The 17204-nt window shown below is 70.0% G+C and carries 12 protein-coding genes, 1 tRNA gene and 1 other RNA gene; 8 read left to right on the top strand and 6 right to left on the bottom strand.

The window, feature by feature from the left end:
- Positions 1-11: 11 nt before the first annotated feature.
- The 4 genes from B0B14_RS02635 to pta all read right to left on the bottom strand — a co-directional run bounded on the left by B0B14_RS02635 (position 12) and on the right by pta (position 6792).
- Complete coding sequence (locus B0B14_RS02635; protein WP_076679970.1) at positions 12-2552, bottom strand: glycoside hydrolase family 65 protein; 2541 nt, start codon at positions 2550-2552, stop codon at positions 12-14.
- Positions 2549-3280 carry an HAD family hydrolase gene (locus tag B0B14_RS02630; RefSeq protein ID WP_076679969.1) on the bottom strand — a complete coding sequence of 244 codons (732 nt, stop codon included), beginning with the start codon at positions 3278-3280 and terminating at the stop codon, positions 2549-2551. The genes B0B14_RS02635 and B0B14_RS02630 overlap by 4 nt, the downstream gene beginning before the upstream one ends.
- Positions 3281-3356: 76 nt before the next feature.
- A complete protein-coding gene (locus tag B0B14_RS02625; protein ID WP_076679968.1) occupies positions 3357-4601 on the bottom strand; it encodes an acetate/propionate family kinase in 1245 nt (414 codons plus the stop codon).
- A 58-nt stretch (positions 4602-4659) separates the two neighbouring features.
- Positions 4660-6792: a phosphate acetyltransferase gene (gene pta, locus B0B14_RS02620; RefSeq protein WP_076679967.1), complete on the bottom strand. Its 2133-nt coding sequence runs from the start codon at positions 6790-6792 to the stop codon at positions 4660-4662.
- Between the two features lie 80 nt (positions 6793-6872).
- Between pta and B0B14_RS02615 the strand changes: the two genes are divergently transcribed.
- Complete coding sequence (locus B0B14_RS02615; protein WP_076679966.1) at positions 6873-7565, top strand: NUDIX domain-containing protein; 693 nt, start codon at positions 6873-6875, stop codon at positions 7563-7565.
- Here the strand turns inward: B0B14_RS02615 and ffs are convergent.
- An RNA gene (gene ffs / locus B0B14_RS02610) (signal recognition particle sRNA small type) lies at positions 7560-7656 on the bottom strand. The two genes, B0B14_RS02615 and ffs, sit on opposite strands and share 6 nt — an antisense overlap.
- Before the next feature lie 146 nt (positions 7657-7802).
- Here ffs and B0B14_RS02605 point away from each other — a divergent pair.
- From B0B14_RS02605 to B0B14_RS02580, 6 genes are all read left to right on the top strand, one after another.
- Positions 7803-8795 (top strand): AAA family ATPase, encoded by a 993-nt coding sequence (locus B0B14_RS02605; RefSeq protein WP_076681229.1) that lies wholly within the window; start codon positions 7803-7805, stop codon positions 8793-8795.
- Between the two features lie 15 nt (positions 8796-8810).
- Positions 8811-10058: a DUF58 domain-containing protein gene (locus tag B0B14_RS02600; protein ID WP_076679965.1), complete on the top strand. Its 1248-nt coding sequence runs from the start codon at positions 8811-8813 to the stop codon at positions 10056-10058.
- Entirely contained in the window at positions 10045-12417 is a 2373-nt protein-coding gene (locus B0B14_RS02595) for a transglutaminase TgpA family protein (protein ID WP_083710294.1), read from the top strand. Before B0B14_RS02600 ends, B0B14_RS02595 begins: the two co-directional genes overlap by 14 nt.
- Positions 12418-12463: 46 nt before the next feature.
- Positions 12464-12551: transfer RNA gene (locus B0B14_RS02590), tRNA-Ser, on the top strand.
- A gap of 203 nt (positions 12552-12754) precedes the next feature.
- The gene (locus B0B14_RS02585) at positions 12755-14173 is read left to right on the top strand and encodes a hemolysin family protein (protein ID WP_076679964.1); all 1419 of its coding nucleotides are present in this window, start codon (positions 12755-12757) and stop codon (positions 14171-14173) included.
- The gene (locus B0B14_RS02580; RefSeq protein WP_076679963.1) at positions 14170-15213 is read left to right on the top strand and encodes a CNNM domain-containing protein; all 1044 of its coding nucleotides are present in this window, start codon (positions 14170-14172) and stop codon (positions 15211-15213) included. Before B0B14_RS02585 ends, B0B14_RS02580 begins: the two co-directional genes overlap by 4 nt.
- Positions 15214-15426: 213 nt before the next feature.
- Here the strand turns inward: B0B14_RS02580 and B0B14_RS02575 are convergent, their stop codons facing one another.
- Entirely contained in the window at positions 15427-16173 is a 747-nt protein-coding gene (locus B0B14_RS02575) for an SDR family NAD(P)-dependent oxidoreductase (protein WP_076679962.1), read from the bottom strand.
- 158 nt (positions 16174-16331) lie between these two features.
- Between B0B14_RS02575 and B0B14_RS02570 the strand changes: the two genes are divergently transcribed.
- Positions 16332-17162, top strand: coding sequence for a universal stress protein (locus B0B14_RS02570; RefSeq protein WP_076679961.1), 831 nt, complete (start codon positions 16332-16334; stop codon positions 17160-17162).
- The last annotated feature ends 42 nt before the right edge of the window (positions 17163-17204 follow it).

The following is a 17204-nucleotide window of genomic DNA, read 5'->3' as shown; positions in this document are numbered from 1 at the left end:
CGCCGGGCGTCTCAGAGCGGCCCCGCGTCGACGGGGGCCTCGGCGTGCTCGCCCAGATCCGAGGCCGTGATCACGGGGATCGACGTCGTCACGGTCGGCACGGACGCCGACAGGAGCGTGCCGTCCTCGAGTACGGCATCCGCGAACTTCCGCAGCGACGGCTTGCCGCGCCGCACGGTGCCCTGGTCGGCGAGCGGGATGACGACATCCGTCCCCGGTTCGACGGCGAACTCCTCGCCGCGCACCGTGAACGCGACGCGCTCGCCCTCACCCGCCGTGATGCGCAACGCGGTGCGGGTGATCGACACATCGAGCTTCGTGCCCTGCCAGTGCAGCACGTACGCGAGCTCGTCCCAGGACTCGGGCAGGCGCGGATCGAACGACAGATCGCCGTAGTGGTCGCGCATGCCGCCGAATCCGCCGACGAGCGCCGTCCACACGCCGCCCGCCGACGCGACGTGCACGCCGTCGGCCGCGTTGTGGTGCAGGTCGGCCAGGTCGACGAACGCCGACTGCAGGAAGTACTCCAGCGCGAGATCCTGGTATCCGACCTCGGCAGCGAGGATCGACTGCACGACCGCCGACAGGGTCGAGTCGCCCGTGGTCAGCGGGTCGTAGTACTCGAAGTCGGCCAGCTTCTCCTCGGGCGTGAAGTGGTTGCCCTGCAGGAACAGGGCGAGCACGACATCCGCCTGCTTGAGCACCTGGTACCGGTAGATCACCAGCGGGTGGAAGTGCAGCAGGAGCGGGCGACGGTCCGGCGGCGTGTTCTCGAGGTCCCACACCTCCTTCTCCAGGAAGACCGCGTCTTGGGGATGGATGCCCAGAGCCGAGCTGTAGGGGATGTGCATCGCCTCGGCGGCGCGCGCCCAGGCCTCCGCCTCACCCGGATCGAGCGCCAGACGGTCGACCATGCGCGCGTACGCCTCGGGGTCGTCCTCGGCCATCTCGACCACGGTGCGCGCCGCGAAGCGGAGGTTGAAGCGCGCCATGACGTTCGTGAACAGGTTGTCGTTGACCACCGTCGTGTACTCGTCGGGGCCGGTGACGCCGTGGATGTGGAAGACGTCGCCGTCGTCCCCCTCGCCCTCGCTCGTGCGCCAGAACCCGAGCGTGGTCCACAGGCGCGCCGTCTCGACGGCGATGTCGACGCCCTCGCGGTGGAGGAAGTCGACGTCGCCCGTGGCCCGCACGTACTTCGCGAGCGCGAAGCTCACGTCGGCGTTGATGTGGTACTGCGCGGTGCCGGCGGCGTAATAGGCGGATGCCTCTTCGCCGTTGATCGTGCGCCACGGGAACAGCGCCCCGGCCTCGTTGAGCTGGTAGGCGCGCTTGCGCGCCGCGGGGAGCATGAGCACGCGCATGCGCAGCGCATTGCGCGCCCACTGCGGGGTCGTGTACATGAGGAACGGCAGGACGTAGATCTCGGTGTCCCAGAAGTAGTGGCCGCTGTAGCCGGAGCCGCTGACGCCCTTGGCGGGCACCCCCTGGCCGTCCGCGCGCGCGGCGGCCTGGGCGAGCTGGAACAGGCACCACCGCGTGGCCTGCTGGAGCGCGTCGTGGCCCGTGATGCGCACATCGGAGCGCGACCAGAACTCGTCGAGCCACGCGCGCTGCGCCGCGAACTGGGCCGCGACGCCCTCGGTGAGCACGCGGTCGAGCGTGCGACGGCACCGATCGACGAGCTCGCCGGCGGGCACTCCGCGCGACGTGTGGTAGCTCACGAGCTTCGTGACCTTGACGGGGACGCCGGCCTTGGCCTGCACGCGGAAGACGTTCTTCGCGATGTCGGCCTCGACGAGTCCGCGCAGGGAGACCTCGTTCTCGGTCTCGAGCACGTGATCGGCGACGACCGCGATCGTCATCCCCGACTCCGCCACCCGGTACGACAGCGCCGAGCGGGTGCCGTCCTGCCAGAACTGCTGCGGCTGCAGAACGCGCTCGTGGAAGCGCTCCGCCTTGCGCGGATCGAACCCGGCCTTCTTCGATCCGGCCGGCGATCCGCCGTAGACGTCCTCCCCGTCCTGGCGGTTGACGAGCTGGCAGCTCACGGTGACGGGAGCGTCCGCATTGAGCACCGTGACCTCGACGCTCATGATCGCGACGTGCTTCTCCTGGAACGACACCATCCGCTCGAAGTCGACCCGGACCTCCTTGCCGGAGGGCGTCGTCCACTGGATGTGGCGGCGCAGCACGCCGTCGCGCATGTCGAGGGCGCGCTCGTACTCGCGGATGTCGGCGACGTCGAGCGAGAGCGGCTCATCGTCGACGTAGACGCGCATGACCTTGGCATCCGGGGCGTTGACGATCGTCTGCCCGACCTCGGCGAAGCCGTAGGCCTGCTCCGCGTGACGGATCGGGAACGTCTCGTGGAAGCCGTTGATGAAGGTGCCGTGCTCGTGCGCGTGGCGTCCCTCCGGGTGGTTCCCCCGGAGCCCCACGTAGCCGTTGCCGACGGCGAACAGGGTCTCCGTGACCCCGGCGTCGTCGAACGAGTACGACTTCTCGACGAGACGCCACGGGTCGACGGGGAAGCGATCGCGATCGATCATGAGACGAATTCCTCCAGGTCCTGGACGACGATGTGTGCTCCGGCGGCGCGGAGCGCCTCCACTCCGACGCCGCGGTCGACGCCGATGACGAGCGCGTAGCCGGCGGCGACCGCCGACTGCACTCCGCTGAGGGCGTCTTCGACGGCGGCGCTCCGGGCGGGGTCGACCCCCAGCATCCGGGCACCCTCGGCGAAGACGTCGGGGGCGGGTTTGGACGCGAGATGATCGCGCTCGGCGATCACGCCGTCCATGACGACGGGGAAGCGCTCGCGAAGACCCGCGACGCGGAGCACCTCTTCGGCGTTCTTCGAGCTCGACACGACGGCGACGGGCGTACCCGCGGCGGTCAGCACATCGAGGAGCGCGAGCGAGCCGGGGTAGGGCGCGATGCCGTCTTCGCGCAGCGCCCGCTCGAAGAAGGCGTTCTTGCGGTTGCCGATGCCGCAGACCGTGTCGGCGGCGGCGTCGTCGGACGGATCGCCCCAGGGCACCTCGACGTCACGACTGCGCAGCAGGCTCGCGACGCCGTCGTAGCGCTTCTTGCCGTCGAGGTACTCGAAGTAGTCGTCGTCGGTATACGGCGGCTCGAGGCCCCACTGCGTGAAGAGCTCTTCGAACATCGTGCGCCATGCGTGCATGTGCACTTCGGCGGTCGGCGTCAGGACGCCGTCCAGGTCGAAGAGCACGGCATCGAAGGACGTCAGATCGGGTAGTTCGGCGGCGGTCACGGCATCTCCCCCTCGTGAGATTTCGGACGGACGGGCAGGCGTCCCGAGGGGCCTGCAGGCAAGCCTAGTGACGTGCTCAGCCGGCGGCGACCGTCAAGGTCTGCAGGGCGATCTCGAGCTCCTCGTTCGTGGGCACGACGAGCACCGTGACCGCCGAGGAATCCGTGGAGATCACGCGGATGCCGGGGCCGCGCGCCTCGTTGCGTGCGGCGTCGATCTCGATTCCGGCGAAGCCGAGCGTGTCGAGCGCGCCGGCGCGCACGCGGGCCGAGTTCTCGCCGACGCCCGCGGTGAACGAGATGACATCGACGCCCCCGAGCTGCGCCAGATACGACCCCGCGTAGGCGCGAAGGCGATGCAGGTAGACCTCGAAGGCGAGCGTGGCGTCGGGGTCCCCCGCGTCGACGCCGGCCTCGACGTCGCGCATGTCGCCGACGCCGGAGAGCCCCAGGATGCCGCTGCGCTTGTTCAGCAGGGCGTCGAGGTCGTCGATCGACAGGCTCGCCCGGCGAGCGAGGTGGAACAGCACGGCCGGGTCGATGTCGCCCGAGCGCGTGCCCATGACCAGGCCCTCCAGAGGCGTCATGCCCATCGACGTCTCGACCGAGCGCCCGCCGTCGATCGCTGTGACCGATGCGCCGTTGCCGAGGTGGAAGACGATCTGCTTCAGCTCCTCCAGCGGTCGGCCGAGGAATCCTGCCGCCGCTTCGGAGACGAACTTGTGAGAGGTGCCGTGGAAGCCGTAGCGCCGGATGCGGTGCTGCTCGGCGAGCTCGCGATCGATCGCGTACGTGTAGGCCGCGGGCGGAAGCGTCTGGTGGAACGCCGTGTCGAAGACGGCGACGTGCGGGAGTTCGGGGAACGCGGCCCTGGCGGCCCGGATGCCCTGGAGGGCGCCGGGATTGTGCAGCGGAGCGAGCACCGACAGCTCGTCGATGTTGATCTCGACGAGCGGCGTGATGAGCGTCGGCTCGAAGAACCGCGCACCGCCGTGGACGACGCGATGCCCGACTGCCACGGGAGGAGCCTCCGAAAGGGACGGACCGTGCGTCTCGAACGCGTCGAGCATGACCGCGAAGCCGACGGCGTGGTCGGGGATCGGAAGCTCCTGCACGTACGTGGCGTCGGTGACCGTCGGAGACCCGTCACCGGATGCCGCGAAGTGCACCTTGTGCTTCGCGACACCCATCGTCCCTGAGCTCGTGGACGGGTCGCCGATGCGCTCGACGAGCCCCGAGGCCAGCGGCATCCGGGAATCGACGTCGATCAGCTGGTACTTGAAGGAGGAGGATCCGCTGTTCACGACCAGGACGGCGCTCATGCGAGCATCCCGTCCGAGCGGCGTGCGTGCCGGCGCGCGCCGGATGCGAGGTGCGGGTTCATGCGGGGGCGCCTCCCTGGGCCTGGATGGCCGTGATGGCGATGGTGTTGACGATGTCCTCGACGAGGGCGCCGCGCGACAGATCGTTGATCGGCTTGTTGAGGCCCTGCAGAACGGGTCCGATCGCGACGGCTCCCGCCGAGCGCTGCACGGCCTTGTACGTGTTGTTGCCGGTGTTCAGATCGGGGAACACGAAGACGGTCGCTCGTCCGGCGACGGCCGAGTCGGGCATCTTGGCCCGGGCGACGGCGGCGTCGGCGGCGGCGTCGTACTGGATCGGGCCCTCGACGAGCAGCTCCGGGGCGCGCTCGCGCACGAGCTGGGTCGCCGCCCGGACCTTCTCGACGTCCTCGCCGGTGCCCGACTCGCCGGTCGAGTACGACAGCATCGCGATGCGCGGATCGATGCCGAACTGCTGCGCGGTCGCCGCGGACGAGATCGCGATGTCGGCCAGCTGCTCGGCGCGCGGGTCGGGGATCACAGCGCAGTCGCCGTAGACCAGCACTCGGTCTGCGAGCGCCATCAGGAACACCGAGGACACGACCGAGACGCCCGGCTTCGTCTTGATGATCTCGAACGCCGGACGGATCGTGTGCGCGGTCGTGTGGGCGGCTCCCGACACCATGCCGTCGGCGAGGCCGAGGTGCACCATCATCGTGCCGAAGTACGACACGTCGGTGACGGTGTCGGCCGCACGGCCGTAGGTGACGCCCTTGTGCTTGCGCAGCTTCTCGTATTCGGTCGCGAACTGCGCGACGTGCGCGGGGTCGAACGGGGAGAGGATGCGCGCATCGCGCAGATCGATGCCGAGCTCGAGGGCGCGACCGCGCACGTCGGCCTCCTCGCCCAGGATCGTGAGGTCGGCGATGCCGCGCGCCAGCACGATCGCCGCGGCGCGGAGCACGCGGTCGTCACTGCCCTCGGGCAGCACGATGCGCTTGCGCACCGAGCGCGCACGCTCGAGCAGCTGGTACTCGAACATGAGCGGGGTCACGACCGACGACGTCGCCAGGCCCAGCGAGCGGGCGAGCTCCTCCGTGTCGACGTTGCCCTCGAACAGCGCGCGGGCCGTGTCGTAGCGGCGCTGCGAATCGGCCGCGAGCCGTCCGCGGGTGTTCATGATGCGCAGCGCGGTCTCGTACGTGTCGGCGTCGGCGGCGAGGATCGGCAGCGACGAATCGAGGCCGTCGATCAGCTTGTCGACGGCTTCGGGCAGCGCGAACGGGCCGTTGAGCACGATGCCCGAGATGGAGGGGAAGGTGCCCGACTGGTTGGCCAGCAGAGCACCGAGCAGCACGTCCGTGCGGTCGGCGGGGATCGTCACGATCGCGTGCTCCTCGAGGCGCGGCAGCACGTTGTTCAGCGACATGCCGGCGACGACGACGCTCATGACCTGGCGGCCGAGCAGATCGGGATCGCCCTTGAGCAGACGGGCATCGAGGGCGCGCATGATGTCGTTGACCGACGGCGCGACCAGCGTGGAGTCCTCCGGGATCGCCCAGATGCCGACCGGATTCCCCTCCGCCTTCTTCGTCCGGTCGACGACGGCGCGCACGGCGGCGACGAGCTGCTCGAGATCGTGCGGATCGGCGCGGTTGACCACGACGGCGAGCAGCTCGGCGCGCGCGTGCACGATCTCGGTCAGAGCGGATGCCGCGAGCTGGCCGACCTGCTCCGGCGTGCGCGACACGGATGCCCCGAGGTGCTCGCCTTCGCCGGAGCGACCGGTGAGCACGAGGAGCACGGGGGCTCCGAGATTCGCTGCGATGCGGGCGTTGTAGCCGAGCTCGGCGGGGCTGCCGACATCCGTGTAGTCGCTGCCGAGGATCACGACCGCGTCGCACTGCGCCTCCACGGCCTTGTACCGCTCGACGATCTTCGACAGGGCGCCTTCGGGATCGCTGCGCACATCGTCGTACGAGACGCCGATGCACTCGTCGTACCCGAGGTCGACGCCGTCGTGCGAGAGCAGCATCTCCAGCACGTAGTCGCGTTCGATCACCGACCGCGCGATCGGCCGGAACACCCCCACCCGCGGTGTCGCGTGGATCAGCGTGTCCAGCACGCCGAGCGCCACCGTGGACTTGCCCGAGATGCCTTCAGTCGACGTGATGTAGATGCTCTGGGCCACCCGTTCAGCCTACGGCGGCTGCGGATGCCCCGGCCAGGGCGTCCGTCGTGAATAACGCGTGCCCGGTTAGGCTCGCCGTCATGACCGAGCCCTCCCCCGGCATCCCCGGCGTCGACGTCCCCGACCATCGCGGGCGCACCGGGCTGCACCTGACCGGGCGCGATCTCGACGGCAATCCGCGGGTGCGCGTCGAGGACGTCGAGCTCCTCGCCGCCGGATGGCACGTGCTCCGCCGCACGACGCTCCAGTACCAGGATGCGGCGGGCACCTGGGCGCGGCAGCAGCGCGAGACCTACGACCGCGGCAACGGCGCGACGGTGCTCCTCTACGATCCGGCGGCGCGGCGCGTGCTCCTCACCCGGCAGTTCCGCTTCCCGGTCTATGTCAACGGGCACCCGGACGGGATGCTGATCGAGACAGCCGCAGGACTCCTCGACGACGACGACCCGGTGACGGCCATCCGTCGGGAGGCTGCGGAGGAGACCGGCCTCGAGATCGGCGAGCTCGAGCACGTGTACGACGTCTTCATGAGCCCCGGATCCGTCACGGAGCGCATCCATTTCTATGCCGCGCCGTACGACGGCTCGACGCGCATCGGCGATCGCGGCGGTCTGGCGGAGGAGGGCGAGGACATCGAGATCCTCGAGATCGACATCCTCGAGGCCCTCGCGATGATCCGCGACGGCCGCATCCAGGATGCCAAGACGATCATGCTGCTGCACTGGTCTGTGCTCGACGGCCCGTTCAGCGCTGAGCGGGGCCGGAAAGAGTAAGACTCTCCGCGAACCCGGCAGAGCCTGGTTACCCTTGCTACGTTTCCGTCCTGGGGGAGTTGGCCTGGATGCCGCCTCGCGGAGAGCTTCCGTCAGTCTACCCCGATCGTGCACCGGCTCCACACTCAGGGGATTCCCCGGAGCCGGGGTCACCCTCGGCTATTACAATCGGATAACGGAGCGATGCTGCTCCGTTCCGCCAACTCCACCCGAGGGGGTCGCATGTCGGAAGCCGTCATGACGGAGCAAGAAACCGCAGCGATGACCGGTGAGGAGTTCACCCGCCTCACCGACGCGATCGTGGCATCCGTCACACGCGTGATCGACGGCAAGCCCGACGCGGTGCGCTCGGCGCTCGTGTGCCTGCTCGCCGAGGGCCACCTCCTGATCGAAGACGTGCCGGGCGTCGGCAAGACGATGCTCGCCCGGGCTCTCGCGGCATCCGTCGACGCCACCGTCCGCCGCATCCAGTTCACACCCGATCTGCTCCCCGGAGATGTCACCGGCGTGAGCGTCTTCAATCCGGTCGGCCGCGAGTTCGAGTTCAAGCCGGGCGCGATCTTCGCCCACATCGTCATCGCAGACGAGATCAACCGCTCCTCCCCCAAGACGCAGTCCGCCCTCCTCGAGGCGATGGAGGAGGGACAGGTCACCGTCGACGGGCAGACCCACCTGCTGCCGCAGCCGTTCCTCGTGGTCGCGACGCAGAACCCGCTCGAAATGGAGGGGACGTACGCCCTCCCCGAAGCGCAGCGCGACCGCTTCATGATGCGCATCTCGATGGGCTACCCCGATCAGCGCTCCGAGGCCCTCATGCTCCGCCAGCGCGACACCGTCAATCCGCTCGACGCGCTCACCCCAGTGGTGACCGCCCAGCGCGTGCAGGACCTCATCGCGTGGGCCCGCGCCGTGCACATCGCCCCCGCGATCGAGGACTACGCCGTGGCGCTCGCCTCGGCCACCCGCACGCATCCCGACCTGCGGCTCGGGGCGAGCCCGCGCGCGACGCTGCAGCTCGCCCGCGCCGCGAAGGTGCGTGCCGCGCTCGACGGTCGGGGCTTCGTCATCCCCGACGACGTCACCGCCCTCCTCGTGCCGGTGTTCGCCCATCGGCTCATCCCGACGCGCTCGGCCGGCGGCGCCCGCGCCCGCACGACCGCCGAGACGATCGCCTCGATCCTCGAGCGCATCGCGTCGAGCGTGCGCGTGCCCATCGCGTCGCGCACGTGAGGCCGTGACACCGTCATGAGGCGAATCTGGCCGTTGACCGTGCGCGGGACGGGCGCCCTCGTGCTCGCTTTCGCGTGCTTCATCCTCGCGGGCGAGCTGGGCGTCGTGGAGCTCATGTACATCGGGATGCTGCTGCTCGCCGTGCTCGCCTCCGGTCTGGTCTCGCTGTACCTGGTGCGCCGCTCCGATCGGGTCTCGCGCTCCCTCTCCCCCGACATCGTGTCGGTGGGCCGGGACTCCGTCGTCACCGCGCGCGTCGGCGTCCGCACGGCGCTGCCGACGCCGCCGGGGATCTGGCGCGACACCGTCCCGAAGGGACTCAGCGGCAAGGCGCACGGCGTCTTCCCGGCGCTCGGCTCCGGACTGCGCGCCGGCGAGCGTGTGATCGAGCTGGAATACGAGGTGCGGGGGATGCGGCGGGGAGTCCACGCGATCGGACCGCTGACGGTGACCTCGACCGATCCGTTCGGGCTCGCCCACCGCACCACCGTCTTCGGCGAGCGCACCACGGTGACGGTGGCTCCCGCCGTCACCGACCTCCCGCCGCTCACGAACTTCGCGGGCGAAGCGGGCGGAACGCTCCACACGACCACGAACCAGCTCGGGCAGGGCGCCGACAACCTCGTCGCGCGTCCGTACATGCCCGGAGACTCGATGCGCCGCATCCATTGGCGCGCCAGTGCGCACCAGGGATCGCTCATGGTGCGCCAGGAGGAGCAGGAGTCCACGCCGGAGGCCACGGTGGTCATCGACCGCTCGGTGCTCCGCTGGTCGATCGAGGCGCTGCAGGCCCCGGGGACCGACCCCGGCTTCGAGGCCGCCGTGGCCACCGCGGTCTCGGTGCTCACGCGGCTGACGCACGACGGGTACTCCGTGGAGATCATCGACTCCGACGGCACGGAGCTCGCGGAGCGCATCGACGGCGGCGACATGACCGAGGTCGAGGGGGTCGTCAACCAGTTCGCGACGCTCACGGCGCAGCGCGACGACCACCTGCACCGCCTCCCCCGCGTCTTCTCCGGGGTGATGACCGGCCCCGTCGTGCTGATCGTGGGGCGGTTCGATCCGGCGGACGCCGCGACCATCGCTCCGGTGGCCCACCACAGCACGATGCCCATCCTGTTCGCGGTCGCTCCCGTGGGCGATGCGCTCGACCGCGCGGTCGATCTCGGATGGCATGCGGCCGCGATCACCCCCGTGTCCGATCTCGTCGCCGCGTGGAGCGCGGTCGGCGAGCGGGGGGTGAGCCATGCCCTCGGGTGACGATCCCGTCTCGCGTCTGGTCGGCTTCGCCAAGGGGCCGGCCGCCCGCGCGCCGCGCGCACCTGGTCGCGTCGACATCGCCCTGATCGCGGCGACGTACGTCGCCCTGCTCGTGGCGATGATGCCGCTGGCGCGGGTCGTGAACTCCGGACCGTGGACGATCGGCGTCGTGCTCCTCCCCGCGCTGCTCCTGGTCACAGGCTGGATCGCGCGCCGCTTCCGGCTCCCCGCCGTCGCCGTCAGCCTCGCCGAGACTCTCGTGGGCATCCTCGCTCTGACCGCGGTGTTCCTGAGCGGCACGGCGCTGTTCGGCGTCATCCCGACACCGCGGTCGTTCGCCACGGCGGGCGAGCTGATCTCGAACGGGATCACCCAGATCATCAACGGCGCGGCCCCGCTCGACGCCGTGCCGGGTCTGGCGTTCCTGATCGTGGGAGGGATGCTCGTCCTCACGATCATCGTCGACCATGTGATCCTCACGGCGCGGATGCCGCTGCTCGCCGCCGTCGCCCTCATCGCCGTCTGGCTCATCCCCGCGATCGCGGTCCCGGCCGAGATCGACAACGTCGCCTTCGTGCTCCTCGCGATCGTGATCCTCGTCATCCTGCGGCTCGAGACGCGCAGCCGCGAGCGGGATGCCGCGGCCGCGGCCGGAGCCGTGCCGCCCAAGACCGACCCCGGTGTGCTCGGCTTCGCGGGAGCGGGCATCGCGGCCGCGGCGGCCGGGATCGGCGCCGTCGCCGTCGTGGTCTCGCTCGTGGCCGCTCCCGTGTTCTCGGGACTGGTCATCCGCCCCGCCACCGGACCGGGCGCGGGGCGGTTCAACTCGATCGACGCGTCGCTTCAGCTCGGCGACGACCTGCGCAAGCAGAGCAACTCCGAAGTGCTGCGCTTCCGCACGACCGCGGCGGCCGCCCCGTATCTGCGGGTCGCGACGCTCACCGACTTCGACGGCGAGATCTGGCGGCCCGACCGCGGGCGGAGCGTCTCCCTCGAGAGCGATGAGGCGTACAGCTCGATCCGGCCGGGGGAAGAGGTGCGCATCGTCGAGGCGACGACATCCATCGAGGTCCTCAATCTCGCGAGCAGCTCGGCCCCCGTCACCTATCCCGCCGTCGGCGTCGAGGGCCTCGACGGCGAGTGGGGGTCCATCCCCTTCAACGGCACGGTCGTGAGCCGTTCGGCGTCGGTCAACGGCCAGGACTACCAGGTGATGGCGGAGTACCCGCGACCGACCCTCGAGCAGATCCGCGCGGCCGACGCGCGGCCGACCGGCGCGCTCGAAGCTACGACGGTGCTTCCCGCCGGCGTCCCGCCGATCATCGCGCAGCTCGCGCAGGAGATCACGGCCGGTTCGACGAACGACTACGACTCCCTGCAGGCACTGCAGCGGTGGTTCCGCTCCAGCGAGTTCGAGTACTCCCTCGAAGCCCCCGTGCAGGACGGCTTCGACGGATCGGGCGCCGAGGCGATCGCGGAGTTCCTCGACGTGCGGGAGGGCTACTGCATCCACTTCGCCTCCGCGTTCGCCGTCATGGCCCGCACCCTCGACATGCCGTCGCGGATCGTCGTGGGCTACCTTCCCGGGTCGGCGATGTCGGATGCCGTCATGGGCGACCGCGTGTACTCGGTCATGGCGTCGCAGCTGCACGCGTGGCCCGAGGTGTTCTTCGCCGGAATCGGATGGATCCCCTTCGAGCCCACGAACAGTCTCGGCACGCCGACGAGCTTCTCTCCCGCCGCGGTGTCGCCCGACGGTCCGCTCGAAGACGGTGCAGACCCCTCGGCCGCCCCCACGGACGGGGCGACACCGACGCCCACCCTGCTGCCCGAGGGCATCGAGGAGCGGGGATCGGATGCCTCGTCGTCAGCTGATCCCGCCGTCCGCGCCCTCCCGTGGCTCGGCCCCCTGCTCGGCCTGCTGCTGATCGGCTCGATCCCCGGCCTGATCCGCGAAGCGCGACGTCGGTCGCTGCTCGCGTCGGCTCGGGCCGTCGACCCGGTGGCCGCGTGGCGCCTCCTGCAGGACGACGCGATCGATCTCGGCATCCCCGTGCCTCCCGACGAATCGCCGCGGAGCTTCGGCGCGCGGCTGGTCGCGCTCCACGGCGCACCGCCCGAGGAGGTCGACACCCTCGTGGAGGCGATCGAGCTCTCGAGCTACGCACCGCGCGGGTACCGCTGGCGCGGCGCCGATCTGGCCGCTCCGGAGATCGCGGTGCGCGACGCGCTGCGGGCCGGATCGTCGCGGATGCTGCGGATCGCCGCCGTCGTCGCTCCCCGGTCGCTGCTCATCCGTCCGGGCTCGGTGTATGCCGGAGACGGCCTGCGGACACGGGAGCGCGTCGGCAGCAGGTAGGATGTCCTTTGGCCGTCTGCGCTTCCGTTCTCGGAGAGCAGACCCAGGAGGATTCGCCTAGTGGCCTATGGCGCACGCTTGGAAAGCGTGTTGAGTGAAAGCTCTCAGGGGTTCGAATCCCCTATCCTCCGCCACTGCGGAAGCGGGACGAAGAACCCGAGCCGCTCCTGTTACCCGAGGCATGACGGACGCCGTCCCGCTCCTGCTCAGGTTTCCTGCCTTATCGTGGAAACCCCCGCCCCTGACCCACGAGGAACCCCGTGAGCCATCGTCGCACCTCCCCCGACCAGGAGGGTCGATCAGCCGGCCCCCTCGCTTCTCGAGGGGGTGAAGTTCGATGCTGGAAGCAGCGCTGACGCTCCTTGTCGGTGTGCTCATCACTCTGGCGATCATCGCCGCGTGCGGGTTCTTCGTCGCGCAGGAGTTCGCGTACATGTCGGTGGACCGCTCCCGTATGGCCGCTCGCGCCGAGAAGGGCGACGCTCAAGCCAAGCGCGTCCTCTCGATCACGAAGCGCACGTCGTTCATGCTCTCGGGAGCTCAGCTCGGCATCACCGTCACGGGCCTGCTCATCGGATACGTCGCTGAGCCTCTCATCGGTGAGTCGATCGGCACGCTGCTCGGCGGAGTCGGAATCGATCCCGGCGCGTCCGTGCTCATCGGAACGATCGGTGCGCTGCTCCTGGCCACGATCGTGACGATGATCTTCGGCGAGCTCTACCCGAAGAACCTCGCCATCGCGAACCCCGAGCCTCTCGCCCGCGCACTGGCGATGCCCACGCGGATCTATCTGCTGGCCTTCGGCTGGCTCATCACCGTCTTCGACGTGGCCGCGAACGCGCTGCTGCGGCTGCTGCGCATCGAACCGCTCGAGGACGTCGACGAGAGCGCGACCGCCCGCGATCTCAAGTCGATCATCGAGGAGTCGCGTGCCAGTGGCGATCTGCCCGACGACCTGTCGATGATCATCGACCGCATCCTCGACTTCCCGCAGAGGGATGCGGAGCATGCGATGGTGCCGCGGTCGCGCGTCGATTCGATCTCGCCCACCACGACGATCGGCGAGGTCCGCGCGCTCATGGCCACCGGGCACACGCGGTACCCCGTGATCGGCGATGAGGACGACCCCGTCGGCGTCGTCGAGCTCATCGACCTTCTCCGCACCTCCGCGGTCGACGACGCCCCCGTGTCGACCGTCATGCGCGAGGCCGTCGTCATCCCCACCACCATGCTGCTGCCCGTCGCACTCGACCGCATGCGGCAGACGCGCAACGAGCTCGCCTGCGTCGTCGACGAGTACGGCAATTTCGACGGCATCCTCACGATCGAAGACCTCACCGAAGAAGTCATCGGCGAGATCTCCGATGAACACGACCTCGACATCCACGAGGTCGTCAACGTCGGAGACGACCATTGGACCCTCCCCGGCGACGTGCACCTCGACGAGGTCGAGCGCCTGATCGGCCACGACCTGCCGCGCGGTGACGCCGAGACCATCGCGGGCCTCATCATCAGCGAGCACGGCGATCTCGTCCCCACGGGCGTCACCGTGCGCATCGCACTTCCCGAGAGAGCATCCGAGACGATCCAGGGCATGCACATCGATCGCTGGCTCGACGTCGAGGTCACCGAGGTGGAACGGCACGTGCCGTCCGAGCTGATCCTGCGCCTGCGCGAACTCGACCGCGATGCCGAACACGAGGACGTCCGCACCGAGCCCTCTGCGGGCTCCGCCGACGAGGGGGTGACCCGATGACCTGGTGGATGGTCACGATCATCACGACCGCCCTCATTCTCGCGAGCGCGTTCTTCGTCATCGTCGAGTTCGCCCTTCTGGCCGCGCGCCGGCACCGACTCGAGGCGGAAGCGGACCGCAGCGCCTCGGCGCGGGCCGCGCTGCGGGGAATGAACGAGCTGACGGTCATGCTCGCTTTCGCCCAGTTGGGCATCACAGCGTGCACCTTCCTCCTGGGCGCGATCACGAAGCCGGCGATCGACTACGCGCTCGCACCGGTGTTCGAGCAGTGGGGTCTGCCCGCCGTCCTCGCCGATGTCATCGCCTTCATGCTTGCCCTCATCGTCGTCACGTTCCTGCACCTCGTGATCGGCGAGATGGCGCCGAAGTCCTGGGCCATCGCGCACCCGGAGATCGCGGCGAAGGCGACGGGGATCACCGCCCGCGCTCTCACCTGGCCGCTGCGCCCCTTCCTGCTGTGGATCAACCACATCGCCAACAGGCTGGTGAAGGCATCCGGCGTCGAACCTGTCGAGAAGGCCGCAGCTGGAGGGCAGGACGCCGACACGATTCGCGAGCTGGTGGCCCACTCGCGGGCTGCCGGCACTCTGGAGGAGCAGTTCTCCGGACCCATCGCGCGTGCCATCTCCTTGGGGACGCTCACCGTCGGCGACATCGTCCGCACCGATCGCGTGCCGACCTCCGTGCCGCTGACGGCCACCGCGGCGGACATCCAGGCTGTTGCCGCCGCGTCGAGCCACCTCCGCATCCTCGTCGGAGCCGGGCCGGACAGTCGTGTCGCACACGTGCGCGACACGCTCGCTGTGGACCCGCTCACCCCCGCGATCGACGTCGCCCGTGACGCGCTCACGGCGAGTCCGAGCGCCTCGGCCTACGACGTGCTCGCCTGGATGCGACGCGACCGCGTGCAGCTGGCGACCGTCGTCGACGGCGACCGCTTGCTCGGCGTGGTCACGATGGACGATCTGCTGCGAGAGGTTCTGCCGGGACCGGCGGAAGACGGGGAAGACGGAGGTCGGGCAGGACTGCTCGCGCGGTGAGTCACGGAGCTCCCGAACATGCTCACCCTGGATGTTCTCACCTGCGCCGGGCACCCGGGAGACGATGACTTTCCTCGTGTCCCGGTCCAGCCGCGACCGGCACGTTCGCCGACACACGGTCCGCAGGTGCCACCCGCGGTGGACGAAGTCAGGTGACGCGCGGTCGGCGCCACCCGCGCTGGGAGGATGCGCGGAGTGGCGGCGGGCGCGGGCTCAGATCGCCGCCCAGCCTCCGTCGACGGGGAGGATCGCCCCCGACACGTTGGACGCCTCGTCGCTGAGGAGGAAGACGATCGCGGCGGCGAGCTGCTCGGGGCGAGCCGTCGGCGGCAGAGCCACCTGCATCAGCGGGCCCACTCGCGCAGCGGCCCATTCGGAGTGGAACGGCGCCTCGATGTTCGTGGCGACCGGGCCCGGCGCCACGGCGTTGCAGCGGATGCCCTTCGGCCCGTAGAAGAACGCGGTGCTCAGGGTGAAGCCGTTCACCGCGTGCTTCGACGTCGTGTAGGGCGTGCCCGCGGCCGAGCCGCGCAGACCCGCCTCCGATCCGACGTTCACGATGCTGCCGCTCCCCCGCCGCAGCATGGGTCCGAGCACGGCGCGGGTGAGACGCATCATCGATGTCACGTTGACCGCGAAGACGCGCTCCCACGTCGCATCGGCGATCTCGGCCGTGGGCTCGAAGCCGTCCATGATGCCGGCGACGTTGGCCAGCCCGTCGATGTCGTCACCGGCCGCCGTGAGCGCTCGGGCGATGGTGTCGTCGTCCACGAGGTCTCCCGCGATGCACGACAGCGAACTCGCGTGCGACGCCGCGAGGTCGTCGAGACGCTCGTGCGACACGTCGACGGCGACGACGTGGGCGCCGTCGGCCAGCAGACGCTCCGCCGTGGCGCGGCCGATGCCGGAGCCCGCCCCGGTGACGATGACGGTCCTGCCTCCGAAATCCGTGTGGGTCATGTCGATCCTCCTGTCTGCCTCAGTCCACCCGGCGAAGGCGCATCGACCCAGGGTCGAAGGTCCCGCGGGGCCGAGGCTCGAAGGACCTTCGACCCTGGGAGCCTCCCGCGGACGCACGTAGCGTCGGCGACAGGAATCCCCGACCGGAAGGACTGCGGATGGACACCATCGTGGTGGGCTTCGATGGATCGACCGCGAGCTTCGTCGCCCTCGACTGGGTGGGCGAGCGGGCGGCGCGCCTGCCGTCGCGCGTCGAGCTCGTGCGCGTCGACCACGGCGACGCGCTCGCCGGCGAGTTCGAGGGCTACGCCTTCGACAAGGGGATGTCGAGGCTGCGGAATCTCGCGCCGGATGCGGAGGTGTCGCACCGCACCGTCTCCGGCCGGATGCCGCACGCCCTCGTGCGTGCGGCGGCCGGTGCGGATCTGCTGGTCATCGGCACCCACCACCATCGACCGGTCCGGTCCGCTCTGACCGGCTGGCGTCCGCTGCGGACGATCACGCAGTCCCCCGTCGCGGTCGTGGTCGTGCCGGATGACTGGCAGCCCGGTGACGGGCCGGTCCTCGTGGGCGTGGACGACGACGAGTCATCTGCGGCGGCCATCGAATTCGCCGCCCGACACGCGGACGCGGTCGGCACCGGCGTGACCCTCGTGCACGCCTGGCAGATGCCGGTCCCGACGATGGAGGGCCCTGTGGCGCTGCTCTCTTCGCCGGTGGAGGTGAAGAGGACCCACCGACGCCTCCTCGAGGACGCCGACGCCGCCCTCGGCCGCACGCACCCCGGCATCCGGATCGAGTCGCGACTCGTGCAGGACAATCCGGCCGCCGCTCTTCTGAACGCATTGCCGCGTCCGTCGCTCATCGTGATCGGCACGCATCGCCGTGGCCGGGCGGAGGGCATGTTCCTGGGGTCGGTCACCCAGGACGTGATCCCGCTCTCCCGTGTTCCGGTCTGCGTCGTTCCGACGATCCCGCCGTCGAGCTGACCCCTGCCGTGGAGGTCGTCGCCGGACTAGAATCGCGCCGAC

This window comes from Microbacterium sp. RU33B (genome assembly GCF_900155915.1).
Taxonomy (GTDB): Bacteria; Actinomycetota; Actinomycetes; order Actinomycetales; family Microbacteriaceae; genus Microbacterium.
The sequence above is the reverse complement of the archived record's forward strand: the minus strand, read 5'-3'. Positions and strand labels throughout refer to the sequence as shown.